A 16,078-nucleotide genomic window follows, 5' to 3' on the forward strand; every position below is an offset into this window, starting at 1 on the left:
GCTTCACACTCCGTTTCTTCTTAACAAATAATTTTTTTCTTACTCCACGAACTCGAATTCGAAGTCGAGAATCGCAACGACGCTGCCGTCTTCGGCACCGAGCTTACGAAGATCATCATCGACGCCCATCTGACGCATTTGACGAGCGAATCGTTTGATCGACTCATCATGGTCAAAGTTCGTCATCTTGAAGAGCTTCTCGATGCGTGGGCCCGTGATCACGAAGCGATCGTATTCATCGATGTGGATCTGATAGCCTTTCTCTTCCTTCTCATAACGATACACGACACGAGGCGTCGCTGTCTTCTCTTCAAGCTCATCGAGTGGGAATTCAGGTGTCGTATCGACAAAGTTCGCCACTTCGATCAACAAGTTACGAAGGCCATCTTGTGCGAGGGCAGAAATTGGGAAGACTTTGACATCGTCTCCTACTTTCTTCTTGAACTCTTCAAGATGTTCCTCTGCGTCCGGCATATCCATTTTGTTCGCCACGACGACTTGCGGACGCTCGAGAAGACGTAAGTTATACGACTCAAGCTCACGGTTGATTGTCGTGTAATCTTCGAACGGATCGCGTCCTTCCATCCCACTCATATCGATCATGTGAACGATGACTTTCGTCCGTTCGATATGACGAAGGAATTGGTGACCGAGACCGACGCCTTGGCTAGCCCCTTCAATCAAACCTGGAAGGTCGGCCATAACGAAGCTGCGGTCGTCCGCTGTCTTGACGACACCGAGGTTCGGTGTGATCGTCGTAAAGTGGTACGCCCCGATTTTCGGACGTGCCGACGAAACGACAGATAGAAGCGTTGATTTCCCGACAGACGGGAAACCGACGAGTCCGACGTCTGCGAGGAGTTTCAATTCAAGACGCAATTCACGCTCTTGACCTGGTTCACCGTTCTCCGCGATTTCTGGAGCCGGGTTGGCCGGTGTCGCGAAACGACAGTTCCCACGTCCACCACGTCCACCTTTGGCGATCGTCGCTTGTTGTCCGTGCTCCGTCAAGTCGGCGATGACCGTATCCGTCTCTGCGTCGAATACGATGGTACCAGGTGGGACTTTGACGATGAGCGGCTTCGCTTTACGTCCGTGCATCCCTTTTGACATTCCTTTTTCGCCATCATGGGCGATAAACTTCTTCGAATAACGGAAATCAACGAGTGTGCGCAATCCTTCTTCTACTTCGAAGACGACGTCTCCACCGTGACCACCGTCACCACCTGCAGGTCCACCATCTGGGACATACTTTTCGCGACGGAAGGCAACCATCCCTTTTCCGCCGTCTCCAGCTTTTACAAAAATATTAACCTGATCGACAAACATTTATTTCCCCTCCTTTATGTGAAACGTAGTCATCTCTACGTTCTGTTCGTACACATCGGCTGACGTGAACACATCTTCCGGGACTTCTCCCGTGACGCGAACCATCAGTCCGTCCGTGAACGTCACATGAATCGGCCCGTCCGTGTCTTTCAACAAGCGGACAAGCATCTCTGCCACTCGCGCATCATCGATGGCGAGTTGGTCGGTCGAAATCGTATACGTCATCCGTCCTTCCCAATTCGCTTGAATCACGACAAGGCTCGTCTGTGGCACATTCAACCGAACGAGCGCACTCTCCTCGTCGGCCTGTTTCCGATAGCGTTCGTAAAGTTCCTCGAGCTTAGTCGGATCGAGTGCCGCATAGAGCGAGATCAATTGAAGCCGATTCATCCATTCGTGACGGACGGTCGATAAAAGCTCGAGTGTCTGTTCTGAATCCATTTGATCCTCTCCTAGAAAAAAAGACTCTAACCAAAAAAGTGGCTAGAGTCTTCTGCGTCGTTCAACTTACGCGACTGGGTAAACGCTCACTTGTTTCTTGTCGCGACCAAGACGCTCATAGCGTACTACGCCGTCAACTTTCGCAAACAAAGTGTCGTCGCCACCACGGCCAACGTTTTCACCTGGGTGAATCTTTGTACCGCGTTGGCGGTAAAGGATTGATCCAGCTGAAACTGTTTGTCCGTCAGCGCGTTTTGCACCGAGACGTTTCGAAATTGAGTCACGACCGTTTTTAGTCGAACCAACTCCCTTTTTCGAAGCGAAGAACTGAAGGTTCAATTGTAACATGAGGTCCACCTCCTATTGTTCAATTTGGATATATTCACCGTAGCTTTGGGCGACCGTGTCTAACTGCACGAGCATCCCTTCTAATAACAGTTGGGTGCGTTCCATATCCTGCGGTGATAAGTCAGGATACGTCTCGACATAAAAGTAACCACCCTCTGTTTGATCTGCCATTTCTACAAGAAGCGATTGACCCGCAAGCGTTTCGACGGCGTTATAGGCACCAAATATGATGGCTGAAACACCGGCGCACACCAAGTCAGAACCAGGTTCTGCAAAGTTGGCATGACCAGTCACTTCGACGGAGCGAATCGAGTTCGCCTCGTCTCGTCTTACCTTGACCCGAATCATAGCTTACGCTTCGATTTTCTCGATGCGAACTTTCGTGTAAGGCTGACGGTGACCTTGCTTACGACGGTAGTTTTTCTTAGCTTTCATTTTGAAGACAGTGATCTTCTTAGCGCGGCCGTGTTTTACCACAGTACCGACAACTTTAGCGCCTTCTACGAGTGGAGCGCCGACTTTAACATCGTCACCACCAACGAAAAGAACCTCACCGAATTCTACAGTACCTTCGACATCAGCATCGAGTTTTTCGATGTAGATCTCTTGACCTGCTTCAACTTTGATTTGCTTACCACCAGTTTTGATGATTGCGTACATATACGTGCACCTCCTTGTTAAACTCAGACTCGCCATCCTGGGCAGGGCAAATACCTTTAAAACCCGTTCTGTGCGGTTGTAGCCATTTGGGTGCTTCCAAACGAACTAACGTTATAGATAATACCACTCTCAATTATTCATTGTCAACGGCGAGATAAGAAATTCTGACATTCTGCAGACGTCCCGTAAAAGGCGAACTCTGGCTCCCCTTCGATGAGGTGCACGTCGATGTCGAATTCATGCCAGGAAGCGTCATGCCACTTTTTCGGTAGTGCGAGCACGACCGCCTCGTATTGCCCGCTCAAATCAAGGAGTGCGCGTTCAAACTGCGAGAAGACAGCCAGTTTCGACGGCTTGCCTCCATACGTCATTCGGTCTTGAATCGAGCGTCCGGTCCGCTCCCGTGACAATTCGAATAACCCCATTCGTGTGAATCCGTACACTTCGACGCGTCGTGGGTCACGTGCCCCGAGCTCTTTCATCTTTTTCAGGAGACGGGTCTGACCATCTTTCGAACCGCGTAGGAAGTCGATGACAATCATGCCGCCGATGTTACGTAAACGCAACTGCTCCATGATCGTATAGAGCGCTGCTTCATTGATTGTGTCGGCCGCGCGTCCCTTGTCTTTGACGGCGACGTTCTTCCCGCTGTTGACGTCGATGACGGTCATCGTCTCGACTTGTTCGATTAAGACGAACGCCCCGCCATCTAACCAAACGGCACGACTCTCGAGCTTTTCAATCGCCTCGTCGAGACGCTTCGCCTCAGGGATGCGCCCTTTCCCGATGTGACGTTTCACAGGAACGTCCAAGCGTTCAACGCGAGCTTGTCCTTCCTTGTCGTTCAAGAGGACCGATTCGACCGCATGACGCCGTACGAAATGTTCACACAGTAGTTCGTCTTGTCCGTATCGCTGTTCGATTACAGCTTTCGCACGATCTCGGAGCAGATCGAGTTCTTCCTGTAAGGCGTCTGGTGCCACTTGTCCGGCCTCCGTCCGAAACAGGACCCCTTCCTCTTCTGTAAGGGCACCCGACTTCGAGAGACGGTCCTGCGTGACGAGGTCGAGCTTGCGACTGAACAGTTTCCGACGACCGTACGGGAAGTAGACGAGATAGCGTCCACCGAACCGAATGTTTTCGGTCACTTTATGATGCTTGCCGTTGATGCCTTCTTTCGTCACTTGTACGAGTCGTTTTTCCCCGACGACAGCCGCTTGTCCGATGGCAGGCACGTCCGGATACGAGGCAAGTGCGCGAAGCGTCTCCGCAATCGGTAAAAAGAACGTCGTCTCCCCGTCCGTCAAAAAAGCTGCGCCGAGTGACGGGTGGATCCGTTCAATCGCAGCCTCGACGATTGTACCGACCGACAGTTGGTCGACGAAGCGTTCTTCGACCTCGAGTAACCGTTCCCCGTCCACGAGCATCGCCCGTTCAATGGAAGGTGTTCGTTCGTAGATTAACTTCATGTGCACCTCTCCTTTCGACAGAAAAAGGCAACTTTCGTTGCCTTTACGCTTTTTTCATTCCAAATTTCATCATGAGTCGTGCCCAGAAGCCGACCGGCGCCGTCTCTGTCTGAATCGACATGAGCGGGACCGATTCGCCGAGGATGCGACGTGTGATGTTGCGGTACGCTTGTCCGGCATTGTTGTCCGGGTTCATCGTGACCGGCACCCCGCGGTTCGCAGCGGCAATGACTTCCTCATCGTCGATGACGACGCCAAGGAGGTCGATCGACAAGATGCGCATGATGTCATCGATATCGAGCATATCACCCGATTCGACGAGGTGGTTCTTCACCCGGTTGACGACGAGTTTCGGTGCTTCGATGTGACTCGCTTGCTCGAGCATCCCGATGATGCGGTCCGCGTCTTGAACGGCCGCCTTCTCAGGCGTCGTGACGACAATCGCCTCGTCCGCTCCGGCAATCGCGTTCATGAACCCTTGCTCGATCCCAGCAGGACAGTCGATCAAGACGAAATCATATTCCGTCTTCAACTGGTCGACAATCTCTTTCACTTGCTCAGGATTGACCGACGTCTTGTCTTTCGACTGCGCGGCCGGAAGTAAGTACATCTCTTCAAACCGCTTGTCGCGAACGAGCGCCTGATTCAACTTACATTGTCCCGTGATGACATCGACGAGGTTATAAATGCTCCGGTTGTCGAGTCCGAGAATGATATCGAGGTTACGCAACCCGATATCCGTATCGACGAGACAGACCGAGTGTCCAGACAAGGCGAGCCCCGTCCCGATGTTGGCGGTCGTCGTCGTTTTCCCGACGCCCCCTTTTCCTGATGTCACGACGATGGCTCTGCCGTTTTTCACTTCTTTTTCTGTATGTACAGGCTCCACTACTTGCTCCATTCCACTCACCCTCTCTGTAATTCCATTGCATATGCGTCTTTCAGACCGGTCATGACGTGGCGGAGACGTGTCATCTCAATCCCGTCATTCGTCTGATACGCACAACCCATCTCAATCTCAGGAAGTTCTTCCTCATCGTCGGACGTGAGAACATGTTCGCCGATTGCCAAAAACTTCGGATGGAGGAGGCTTGCGGTAATGACCGCTTCTTCCCATCCTTCGACACCCGCACGCACATTTCCTCGTATCGTGCCCAAACAATAAATACTTCCTGTCGCCCGGACCTCAGAACCAGGGTTGATATCCCCAATTACAAGCACCGAACCATCAAACGCGAGGACCTGCCCACTGCGAATCGTCCCGCTATGATAGTGGAACGTCTTTCTGCCGTACGTCGTTTTCGCTTCTTCCGTCAACATGACATCGCTCGACAAGTCTTCAATATAAAAAACGCCATGACGAGCGACGACCTCACGAATTTGACGTGTCAGCTCCTCGTCAAGATAACGAGTACCCGCGTGCAACTTCAGGGCAATCTTACCGGACGGCGGCTCCATTTCTTGTAATGTCGCTTCAAAGTCCGTAAGCACCTCGTCGATGCCACTCTTCGGATTGAAGTGGATGGCAATTCCGTTGCGATGTCCTTTAATCGTAATGTGTCGTTTACGCTCCATCATGGCTACCCTCTTTTCACAACAGGTCTGATCGTCACATACCGCATCATCGGATAATAAAGAATCACGATGGCGATGGCATTGACGAGCACGGTCCCTGGAATCTGTTCAATCAATAGTGTTTGAATCGTCATCAACGTCCCACCGATTGCTGCCATGATCCCGTATATCGCAACTGTGAATACGACAATCATGAACGTGAAGGTGATGGTGACGGAGAAGAAGTTCTCACCTATATATTTTAACACGAAGCTGGCTAAGAGAGGAATGAGTGAAAAAGTAAATACATAAATTCCGAGCAAGTCGGTGTAGACGATATCATACAGCAATCCGAATACAAGACCGAACCCGAGCGCCGTCTCCCATCGACCGTACAGACTGACGAACATCAGCCCGATCAAGGTCAATAAAAGATACGGCGTGGCATAGTGCCACGAGAAAATCGATGCCCATGTTCCTTCAATAAGAAAAAGGAGGAACAGGGCGATGAACACTTTCATGTTACTCACCCGCTGCTCCTCCTTCCTCGGGACCCGTTAGAAACGGTTCGTCTAGTGTCCGATCAATCACGTACATTTGTGAGAACTCATTGAAGTCGGCCTCCGGTTTGATCCGGGCGACTTGAGAGACGCCATATTCGTCTGTCTCGATCGACTCGATCGTACCGATGACGAGTCCGGCCGGGTAACGTCCTCCGAGTCCAGAGGTCGATACAATTTCTCCTTCTTTCAGCTTGACGCTATTCGATACTTTCGTGAAGAATAACTCGTTCGTCTCCGTATCGAAGCCGTCAATCGTCCCATACGTCGCTTTGCCGTCAGCATCTTTGACGACAGCCGAGACGTTGTTCGTCCGGTTGTTGTCGCTGAGCAGCTGCACTTGTGACGTATAGGCACTCGTTTGAATGACACGACCGACCATCCCGCTCGCCGCGGTCACGGCCATGCCTTTCTCAACGCCGCTTTCAGAACCGACGTTGATGGTGACGTAGCGTTGCCAATCGTTCGGTGTCCGCCCGATGACCTCCGCCGGAATGAGGTCGAAGTCGCGTAACGACTCGTCTTTCGCTTCGACCATTTTTCGAAGCTCCTCATTCTCACGGCGCAAATCATCCGCCTCAACCGATACCTCAGCATACTTCGCCAAATGTTCTTTCAGTTGACGGTTCTCTTCGTAGATGTCGCGGACGTCCGAGATGGATGAGACGGTCGAGTCCATCCATCCGATTGGTACCGCGAACACTCGCTGGAACGTGCCGACCACATCACGCGTGACGTCTTGGTACCAGGCTGATTCCGATCGTCCTCGAATCGAAACCCCTAAAATGACGAAAAACAAGATCAGTACAATTAGCGTGATGATGAGCTTTTTATTACGTACGAATCGGCTCATCGTGTCTCACCTCTCATCGACGTGACGAGATGCCTGATTTCGAACGGAGGACGTCCATCATTTCAAGAGATTTTCCTGTACCGACTGCTACACAGTCGAGTGGCTCATCCGCAACGAGTGTCGGGATGTGCGTCTCGTCTGAGATGACGTCGTCCAAGTTTTTGAGGAGCGCGCCGCCGCCAGTCAAGACGATTCCACGGTCCATCACGTCAGCCGCGAGTTCTGGTGGTGTTTGTTCAAGTGTCTGCTTGACACCTGCCAAGATCGCTTCGACTGTATCTGAGAGTGCTTCGCACACTTCTGTAGACGATACTTCGATTTGTTTCGGAAGTCCTGTCACGAGGTCGCGACCACGGATTTCCATCTTCTCCGCCTCGTTTGATGCGTCGATACGTGCTGAACCGACTTCCATCTTGAGCGTCTCGGCCGTACGTTCCCCGATCATGAGGTTGTACTTGTTTTTGATGTAACGAATAATGGCGTCATCCATTTCGTCACCACCGACACGAATCGATTGGCTTGTCACGATGCCGCCGAGTGAGATCACTGCGACTTCGGTCGTACCGCCACCGATATCCACGACCATCGAGCCAGTCGGTTCCCAAACCGGGAGACCTGCTCCGATTGCTGCCGCGAACGGTTCTTCGATTGTATAAGCTTCACGAGCGCCTGCTTGTTTTGCCGCGTCTTCAACAGCGCGTTTTTCAACAGACGTGATGCCACTTGGCACACAAATCATGACGTTCGTCTTCGATGAGAACAAACCGCCTTTTGATTTTTGAGCTTGCTCCATGAAGTATTTGATCATCGTTGCTGTCGTTTCAAAGTCAGCGATAACGCCGTCTTTCATCGGACGACGAGCAGAGACGTTCCCTGGTGTGCGTCCAATCATATCTTTGGCCTGGTTACCAACGGCCTCAATTCTACCTGTATCTGTGCGGAACGCCACAACGGACGGTTCACGAACAACAATTCCTTGACCCTTTACGTAAACGAGCGTGTTAGCCGTTCCAAGGTCGATTCCGATTTCTCGGTTAAAACTACGAAACATAGGTGTTGCTCCTCTCTTCGTTACACTATTTTTTATTATAACGGAAAAATCATGTTTGAAAACGTTCATTCGATTACAGGTTATTTACAATAACCGCATCTCAGTCCTGTCTCACCGTCTACTAGTTTGCCTTCTTTTGAGGAAAAAGGCAAATCAAAAAAGCAGACGCGAGTGGGCGTCTGCCTAAGAGAGAACGGTTACAAACCAGGTTGGAGCGGAAGTAGTAACATCGCGCCTTGACACTCCCACGATTAAAACCGTGGGATTCTGAAGTGCTTGTGCGAGCGCAGTCCATTTCTGTTTTGCTCAAGCCTTCAGATGAGGGTGTGCCATCACCCTTCCTGAGACAGACCGTATAGGTTCTCAGGCTGGTGGACTGTTACCATCCACCACAGGTCGTTGCAGGCGTGTCTATCTGATGTTTTAGCGTCTTTTGCATGACGACAGGCATCGTTTTACCGGTCATATGTTTTCATGACCGAACCGTATACGATTTTCAAGGGACGATGGACACAGGCGTTTTAGAGACTTGTTCTTGTCTATGGGATAAGTATACCAGAACGTCGGATGTGAAAACATCCGAACTCACTTTCATCCCATGCCTAAAGGCGGGCTATGCCCGATATGGGCTTTTCCGTTCGTAAAATCTGTAAAAGAAGACTGAGAAGATCAGGACCGGTCGAAAGAAGCGGGACGGCTTCAAGCGCGTCGCTCCGGCTAAAAAGCTCGTCGTCGTCATGACGAATATGTAAATGCCGGTGTACATGAGAAGTAAGCGTACGAGTACCGTACAGATGCCGAGTTGGTCGAGTTGGTCGAGTTGGTCGAGTTCGTTGAATGCGAGCACGATTAGACCGAGGTAGGCGATGAGCGATATTCAATTGATATCGGCTAATTCATCGAATTGTTTATCCTAGTTTTTTTTACTAGTTTTGATTCTGTGACTAACACAATCGGATAAACCATAATCAAGACTAATGTAATATACATGGAAAGTTCAAACATAGTTTGAAACATTTCTAGAGACCATCTACCTTCACCGATTATCCAATAGGCAATTTGATTTGAGATCCCTATTCCATCGTTTGCTTCAGGTATTAAACTTTGCGTGTAATTTTGACTAAGACTAATTGTCCCTAAGACTGATAGGGCGACTGCAATCCCAATACCTTTAGAAAATGCATTGTGAATACCAAGATTTTTGAAAATCAATATAGAACAGATTGTTATTACTAAACAACCGAATATATAAATCATTGCTCTCCTCCTACTAATTGATAAAAAACGGTTTAAAATGAATGATTGTTCTGTCTTTATATTCAATTGAAGTTTGTAGATTCCTGTAATTTAACGATTATTCTATATAAATTTAATTTACAATAATCAAACGATAGCACACTTACTTAATGATGATTAATTTTACAAAGTTAAGTAATTATTCCATATATGAAAAGGACAGGTGAACTCACCTGCCCTTAATTCACCCATTCATATATCCCCGCTGCTTCATGCTGACGTAGTGGTCTTCTCCAATGATGACGTGATCAAGACAGGCGATGCCGACGATATTACCCGCTTCAACCAACCGTTCGGACACCTCGATGTCTTCCCGACTCGGCGTCGCGTCCCCGCTCGGATGATTGTGCACGGCAATAAAGCACGCCGCCGATAACTTGAGCGCTTCGCGGAACACGTCGCGCGGATGCACAATCGACGAATTGAGTCCACCGACAAAGAGCGTCTTCCGGGCGATGAGTTGATTCTTCGTATTCAAATACAGACAAACGAAATGCTCCTGATTCAAAAGCCGCAATTCATCCCGCAACAACTCATACGCATCTTGCGGCGACCGAATCGTCGGCATACTCGCTTTCGGTTCTTCGACGTATCGAATCCCAATCGTGAACGCGGCCAGGAGTTGCTCTGCTTTCTTCTTCGTCATCCCTTCGATTTTGCACAAGTCATGGACGGACGCCTGTGACAGCGCCCGTAACGTCGGATACACATCCGAGATGCGGCGTGCCGTCTCCATCGGGTCCGGTCCACGTCCTCCGATTTGAAGCAATCTCGCGATGGCGGTCTCTACACTACGGTCAATCACCATGGTCATTCCTTCACCTACTTTCAAGGCATTCACAGGAAGCGAGGTGTCACCCCATGCCGTTCGAGCGTCTTGACGAGAGGATGAATCGGTAAGCCGACGACGTTATAAAAATCACCTTCGATTTTCTCGACGAAAAGACCACCCGACCCTTGGATGCCATATGCTCCTGCCTTGTCATACGGTTCTGTGGAATCAAGGTAATCTTCCATCCAACTTTCCGGAATCACATCGAACGTCACATGCGTCGTCGTGACGAACAAGTCCTGCGTCGCACCGATAATGCTCACGCCCGTCAGCACTTCATGGGTCGAGCCGGACAAGCGTTGGAGCATCCGTTTCGCATCCTCTCGGTCCGCTGGCTTCTCCAAGATGACGCCGTCTAAGACGACGACCGTGTCCGCACCAATCACGATAGCATCTCGATGATCCCGTGCCACATCCATCGCTTTCTCACGAGCGAGACGGGCGACATAATCGCTCGGGGACTCCTTGCCGTCCGTTCCTTCCGTCACGTTCGATGGGATGACCTCATGCTCGATTCCCGCTTTACGCAGTAACTCCGTACGTCGTGGTGACATCGAGGCGAGAATGACACGCTTCTGTGTTGAATTCATTGTATCGACTCCTTCTCTTCTTCTAAAACGGGCTTCCTTGCCGTTTCACACTTCTCTGTTGATTGTAGGCAACACGGGTCGTAAACACAATCACTCGGGTCGAAAAAAACGCCCCTTCATTTTCTGAAGGGACGTGTCGATTTATGGTGTCGTATAGTCGTAAACCGGGATATCCTTCTGTTCGAAGGCTGGTTCCGGGATGTAACGATCTGGAATGAGTTGATCGAGGTCCGGGCGATAGAAGGCATCTAGCTCGACCGTAAAATCAAGCGCCTGTACTTCTTCGACCGTATTCGGTCCTGTCTCGGCTGGTCCTGTGAATTGAATCGTCCGCAACACATGGATGCGGTTCATCGACTCAATCGATTCTAAAAACGAGACGAGGGCATCATACGTTTCGGCCTGAAGGGTCACGGTCGAACGAATTGTCGAGGCGTTGACCGGTGCGACGTCTGTCGGTTCAGCCGGTTCATTCGTCTCACTGACGTCGGCCGGATTGAACGGCTCGACTGTCTCAGGTACCTCTGACTCGGCCACCAAGCCGTCCGCGAAGGCGATGCTTGTCACATCGACGCCAGCGAGCAAGCTTGCCTGTGACAACGCCTCGACGACCGTATCGAGTGCAGGTGCCGTCGGAACACGCGTCTGGAGCGTTTGTGAGTCTGCCACGTCAACGGCTTTCCCTTCCTGACGCAACAGTTCAAGCTTCGTCCGTTCGAGCGAGAGGTCTCGCTCGAGCGCTTCGACTTCTCCTTGTTTGATGAAGTACGTATAGCCGAAGTAAGCCGGTGCTAGGATGGCTGCGAGGAGGCAAATCGCAAATAGCGCATAAATTGTCGAACGTTTCATTGACTCACCACCTCCGCATCTGCTTCCTCTTCTTCAGTCAATTCTTCCTCCACATCTTGGAACATGAACGTGAACTCTCCGATGTAGCGTGGAAGCGGGTTTTCTTCGAATGAATTTTCCTCTTCTTCCTCTTCTACCGCCTTCAATTCTGTCGTCACGCCGAGAAGTTTCACGTCAAGGAAGCGTTCATCGGTCATAAGCGAACGTTGGAAGGCGTTCAAATCCTCGAGCGTTTCAAATTGTGTCCGTACGCTCATAATCGATCCGTCCGCGTAGTTATACGTCAACACGTAACCCGTCGGAGGCAATTGTTCGGTCAGCGCCCGAAGTGCCGGCACCGCATCTTTCTCCATGTCCGTCAACGCCGTCACGGTCTGGTCGAGCGAGAGCACTTGTTGTGCTTTCGAGTTCACTTGTTCCGTTTGATAGATTTCAACAAGTTGGAGTTCCTCTTCAATACGTGCTTGTTCTGCTTCCAATTGCCCCACCTCATAGTACAGGTAACCGGCAGCGCCTCCTCCGAGGAGAAGTGCGACAAGTCCCGTCACGATTGGCCAACGGAGCGTCACATCGGTCGAGTTGATGAAGTTCGTATCCTGGTCCCGTTGAAGGGTCGCCATCCCGAGTAAAGGAAGCATCTGATGCGATAGCGGTGTCCCATGGGCAATCGCGAGCGGTTGTTCGACTCGAGTCACGGAGACGAGAGATTCGGCTTGAATCATGCGGACGAGGTCATCCACTTCAGATACTGTACCCGAGACGTACAAGTGGTCGATGGCACGACCATCCGTCCGTAGCGAGTAACGATAGAAATCAAGGAATCGGGCGAGTTCGTTCAACCAGTCATCCATCTGGTTCGCTTTCATCTCATCCGTTCCGTTGTATGTATACGTCACTACGCCGTCTTTCGTCCCGACTTGGTACGGAAGGTCTGACTCGATGGAACGAATGAAGCGAATCTGTCCTTCTTCTAACACCAACAATTGATGCGAGAATGGTGTCACGTGCCAAATGAGCGTCGACTGGAGCGAATCGATGTCTGATAAACGCATGACGCCGTTCGCGACTGCGACCGAGCGAGGCGTGATTTTCTTCAATGCGAGACCACGTTTTTTCATATACGAGCGCAGTGACTTCGTCAGCTCAATCGATACGGCATGGAGCATGACGTCCGTCTTGACCCCGTCTTCACCTAACACTTCATAATCGAACGACACATCGTCGAACGGTAAGATGATGGAACTACCGATTTCCATGAACAAGTAGCCACGGATCTCATCCTTCGGAATCGTAGAAGGAATCTCAACTTTCCGTGACAACACTTCTGTCTCATCCAATGCGACCGCACACGTCATACCGCGACGGACTTTCAACTTGCGGCAGAGTTCGTCGAAGGCGAGACTGAACGCCGTCTCATCGAGAATCTTCCCTTCGCCATACGCATCTTTCGCCAACTGAACTGAGGCGCTTCGCTTGAACACACCTTGTTTGATGACGGCACCGTGGATGCTGAGCGCATCAAACGAAAAATAGGTGACCGTCCCTTTCTCTATCCCACGACTCATGATCGTTTTCCCCCTACATCAACTCATAATACCAATCAAAAAAGCTTTCACTAAACCAAAACGTCAACATCGTCCCGAGTGCGATCGATGGCACGAACGGAATCGGTTGTTTGCGTCCAATTTTCTTTGAAGCGATCAAGGCCACTCCGACAACCGCACCAATCAAACTCGATAAGAACAACGCGACGAGCACATCCCGAGGACCGAGCACGAGACCGATCATGGTAAACAATTTGACATCACCTGCCCCAAGTCCCCCTTTTGAGACGAAAAAGACGGTCGCTAAAAGAGAAAATCCAAGGAGCGCCCCAGCAAGGGGTGACCACCACGTGGCACCTGCTACATATGTAAGGACGAGTAATATCGGTGCCGTTACACGCAAGATGACGTTCGGCACGAGCATCGTTGATAAATCAGACATCGCGAGCGCCAACAACGTCGATAAAAAGGCGAACGCGAGAAGCGTCGTCATGCTAAATCCGTAAAGCGCAAAGCTATAGCCATATCCGATGGCTCCGAGCAATTCAAAGATCGGATACGTCGGCGCGATCCGCTCGCCACACCCACGGCATCTCCCACGAAGGGCGAGATAGCCGAATATCGGGATGAGTTCCCACGGTGACAATTCGTGACCGCAAGACGGACAATGTGAACGCGGTGTCACGATGGATTGTTGACGTGGCACGCGGAGCCCGACGACGTTGGTGAACGACGTGATAACCGCCCCGAGGACGATGCTATATAAGAATCCAATCAATTCAATCAAGGGAGGATCCTCCTTTTGTCAGTGTATGCCAAAAACAGAAAACCGGCTAGGCTGAGCGAGTGCCCAGCGCCAGCCGGAGAAAAATATTAGTCTTCGTCTTTTTCTTTTTCTAATTCTGTTTTGTTTAAATTCGATTCTTGAGATGCTTTAAAATTATATTTTGGTTCTTCGCTAGTTAAAGTGACGGCATAACTGTATTTTCCTTCTGATTCGGTAATAGCTACTGAAGCTACCGAATAAGAGTCTGAACCAGTTTTATCAAATGGATCTTTCAAACCGGAAATATATTTCGCGCCTTCGCCAGTTGTAAAGTCAAGATTACTCGCGCCAGGGTTTGATGCAGTATGCAATTTCGCCGCACTTACCATCTGTTTCGCATCGGCAACCATTGCATCCTTCTTCGAGTTCTCGATAATCCCACCAATCGCAACGACCGCGATAGCTGCGATAATTCCTAAAATAACAACGACGACGAGCAACTCGACGAGTGTGAGTCCACGCTCATCTTTTAATTGTTTGGCATCTTGCCAAATCATTTTCAACTTCTCTACCATGATTCATTCTCCCCTTTGTGTGTTGTGCTGCATGTAAGCTAGATTCATTACGAAAGACCTAATATAAAAGTAGAACAATTTTACTATACCTTCTAAATATAGTATTGAAAAGGTATATTTTCAAAAGTTTGCATATTCCGTTTACTGATTTTGAATATCGCCATAGATTTGGAACATCGGAACGACGATCGAGATGACGATCACCCCAACGACGCTCGCTAGGACAACGATGAGAAGTGGCTCGATGATCGACTTGAGTCGATCCGTCGTCGTCTCGACCTCTGTCTCATAAAACTCGGCGACTTCGTTTAACATCGAGTCCAAATCCCCACTTTCTTCCCCGACCGCAATCATTTGCGTCATGAGCGGCGGAAAGTTCGAGTTACGCATGAGCGGCTCGTGGAGCGGAATCCCTTGTGCCATCATTTCACGTGCTTCCGTCAATCCTTTTCGAATGACGCGGTTCGACACGATACGTTCTGTAATCTCAATGGCTGTCAAAATCGGAACCGCCGCCTGTAACAGGACGGCTAGACTTCGCGTCAGTAGCGCGATTTGCGACTTCGTAACAATCGGTCCGAAAATCGGCATCTTGAGCAGCAAGCGATCGATGACAAATCGTTCTCGATCCCGCTTCAACATCCAGGTGAACACAAACACCCCGAGTATGGCGATGGCGAGTAAGAGCCACCAGAACGCCGCGATAAAGTCTGAAACGGCCACGACGATTCTCGTGATGAGCGGGAGCTCACCTCCGAGTTGACCAAATATGCTTGCGAACGTCGGAACGACGTTCACCATCAAGAATGCGACAACGCCGATGGCGACAATCGAAACGACCAACGGATACGTAAGGGCAGAGATGACTTTCCGCTTCACATCATACTGTTTCTGGAGTTGGAGCCCAATCTGGTCAAGCGCCTCCTCCAAGTTCCCGCTCGTCTCACCGGCAAGTGCCATCGAACTGAAGAAGTTCGAAAAGACGCGTGGATGCTTTTTGATCGCCTCGGAATAGGCAATCCCTTCTTTCAAGTCGTCCTCGACTTGACTGAGCGTCTTCTTCAAGACTTTTGATTCGGTCTGTACCCGCAAGATAGATGTTGCGCGGACAATCGGCACCCCCGCCCGGATGAGCGTCGCGAACTGCCTGACATACATGATCAGATGTTCGATCTTGACCCGTTCCGGTAGGATGTTGACCTCTTTGTTTAGTCCGGTCGACTCGAGTTCGGACAAGTCCGTCACGAGAATCGATTCTTGGCGTAACTTATCTTTTGCCTCCCGAAGCGAGACGGCCGTGATGCGACCCTTCTTGCGCTTCCCGTTCAGGAGCTTTCCTTCATACTGAAATATCGCCATCA

20 protein-coding genes and 1 other annotated feature are annotated in these 16,078 nt (G+C 50.4%); all 20 genes read right to left on the reverse strand.

The annotated features are described in order from the left end of the window. Nucleotides 1-39 precede the first annotated feature (39 nt). Nucleotides 40-1,329 carry a GTPase ObgE gene (obgE, locus tag KNP62_RS08850; RefSeq protein WP_074035227.1) on the reverse strand — a complete coding sequence of 430 codons (1,290 nt, stop codon included), beginning with the start codon at nt 1,327-1,329 and terminating at the stop codon, nt 40-42. Continuing rightward, complete coding sequence (locus KNP62_RS08855) at nt 1,330-1,770, reverse strand: Spo0B domain-containing protein (RefSeq protein ID WP_214760561.1); 441 nt, start codon at nt 1,768-1,770, stop codon at nt 1,330-1,332. It lies immediately after the preceding gene. Nucleotides 1,771-1,836: 66 nt separating this feature from the next. Continuing rightward, nucleotides 1,837-2,118, reverse strand: a complete 282-nt coding sequence (rpmA, locus tag KNP62_RS08860) for a 50S ribosomal protein L27 (protein WP_015881155.1) — start codon at nt 2,116-2,118, stop codon at nt 1,837-1,839. 12 nt (nt 2,119-2,130) lie between these two features. Beyond that, nucleotides 2,131-2,466: a ribosomal-processing cysteine protease Prp gene (locus tag KNP62_RS08865; RefSeq protein ID WP_074035231.1), complete on the reverse strand. Its 336-nt coding sequence runs from the start codon at nt 2,464-2,466 to the stop codon at nt 2,131-2,133. 3 nt (nt 2,467-2,469) lie between these two features. Beyond that, the gene (gene rplU / locus KNP62_RS08870) at nt 2,470-2,778 is read right to left on the reverse strand and encodes a 50S ribosomal protein L21 (RefSeq protein ID WP_015881153.1); all 309 of its coding nucleotides are present in this window, start codon (nt 2,776-2,778) and stop codon (nt 2,470-2,472) included. A 15-nt stretch (nt 2,779-2,793) separates the two neighbouring features. Then, nucleotides 2,794-2,866, reverse strand: a sequence feature (ribosomal protein L21 leader region). Between the two features lie 55 nt (nt 2,867-2,921). Further along, on the reverse strand, nt 2,922-4,247 hold the full coding sequence (locus KNP62_RS08875; RefSeq protein WP_214785270.1) for a ribonuclease E/G: 1,326 nt from the start codon (nt 4,245-4,247) through the stop codon (nt 2,922-2,924). Between the two features lie 43 nt (nt 4,248-4,290). Further along, nucleotides 4,291-5,148: a septum site-determining protein MinD gene (gene minD, locus KNP62_RS08880; protein WP_214695335.1), complete on the reverse strand. Its 858-nt coding sequence runs from the start codon at nt 5,146-5,148 to the stop codon at nt 4,291-4,293. Between the two features lie 5 nt (nt 5,149-5,153). Further along, complete coding sequence (locus tag KNP62_RS08885; RefSeq protein ID WP_251125649.1) at nt 5,154-5,822, reverse strand: septum site-determining protein MinC; 669 nt, start codon at nt 5,820-5,822, stop codon at nt 5,154-5,156. Between the two features lie 5 nt (nt 5,823-5,827). Continuing rightward, on the reverse strand, nt 5,828-6,322 hold the full coding sequence (gene mreD, locus KNP62_RS08890; RefSeq protein WP_083600174.1) for a rod shape-determining protein MreD: 495 nt from the start codon (nt 6,320-6,322) through the stop codon (nt 5,828-5,830). Between the two features lies 1 nt (nt 6,323). Continuing rightward, nucleotides 6,324-7,214, reverse strand: coding sequence for a rod shape-determining protein MreC (gene mreC, locus KNP62_RS08895; RefSeq protein WP_074035245.1), 891 nt, complete (start codon nt 7,212-7,214; stop codon nt 6,324-6,326). Nucleotides 7,215-7,227: 13 nt separating this feature from the next. Further along, a complete protein-coding gene (locus KNP62_RS08900; RefSeq protein ID WP_214695333.1) occupies nt 7,228-8,265 on the reverse strand; it encodes a rod shape-determining protein in 1,038 nt (345 codons plus the stop codon). Nucleotides 8,266-8,878: 613 nt separating this feature from the next. Beyond that, nucleotides 8,879-9,112, reverse strand: coding sequence for a hypothetical protein (locus tag KNP62_RS08905; RefSeq protein WP_214785272.1), 234 nt, complete (start codon nt 9,110-9,112; stop codon nt 8,879-8,881). Nucleotides 9,113-9,156: 44 nt separating this feature from the next. Continuing rightward, nucleotides 9,157-9,522: a hypothetical protein gene (locus KNP62_RS08910; protein WP_214785273.1), complete on the reverse strand. Its 366-nt coding sequence runs from the start codon at nt 9,520-9,522 to the stop codon at nt 9,157-9,159. 223 nt (nt 9,523-9,745) lie between these two features. Further along, on the reverse strand, nt 9,746-10,375 hold the full coding sequence (radC, locus tag KNP62_RS08915) for a RadC family protein (protein ID WP_214785274.1): 630 nt from the start codon (nt 10,373-10,375) through the stop codon (nt 9,746-9,748). Nucleotides 10,376-10,398: 23 nt separating this feature from the next. Beyond that, nucleotides 10,399-10,983, reverse strand: coding sequence for a Maf family protein (locus KNP62_RS08920; protein ID WP_214785275.1), 585 nt, complete (start codon nt 10,981-10,983; stop codon nt 10,399-10,401). Nucleotides 10,984-11,124: 141 nt separating this feature from the next. Further along, nucleotides 11,125-11,832, reverse strand: a complete 708-nt coding sequence (locus KNP62_RS08925; RefSeq protein WP_214785276.1) for a hypothetical protein — start codon at nt 11,830-11,832, stop codon at nt 11,125-11,127. Continuing rightward, on the reverse strand, nt 11,829-13,397 hold the full coding sequence (gene pilM, locus KNP62_RS08930; protein WP_214785277.1) for a pilus assembly protein PilM: 1,569 nt from the start codon (nt 13,395-13,397) through the stop codon (nt 11,829-11,831). Before pilM ends, KNP62_RS08925 begins: the two co-directional genes overlap by 4 nt. A 13-nt stretch (nt 13,398-13,410) precedes the next feature. After that, nucleotides 13,411-14,163, reverse strand: a complete 753-nt coding sequence (locus KNP62_RS08935; RefSeq protein WP_214785278.1) for a prepilin peptidase — start codon at nt 14,161-14,163, stop codon at nt 13,411-13,413. Between the two features lie 86 nt (nt 14,164-14,249). After that, nucleotides 14,250-14,717: a prepilin-type N-terminal cleavage/methylation domain-containing protein gene (locus KNP62_RS08940; RefSeq protein ID WP_214785279.1), complete on the reverse strand. Its 468-nt coding sequence runs from the start codon at nt 14,715-14,717 to the stop codon at nt 14,250-14,252. Between the two features lie 141 nt (nt 14,718-14,858). After that, entirely contained in the window at nt 14,859-16,076 is a 1,218-nt protein-coding gene (locus KNP62_RS08945) for a type II secretion system F family protein (protein ID WP_214785280.1), read from the reverse strand. Nucleotides 16,077-16,078 lie beyond the last annotated feature (2 nt).

Origin of the sequence: Exiguobacterium sp. s183 (assembly GCF_018617655.1) — a bacterium.
Classification (GTDB): domain Bacteria; phylum Bacillota; class Bacilli; order Exiguobacteriales; family Exiguobacteriaceae; genus Exiguobacterium; species Exiguobacterium aestuarii_A.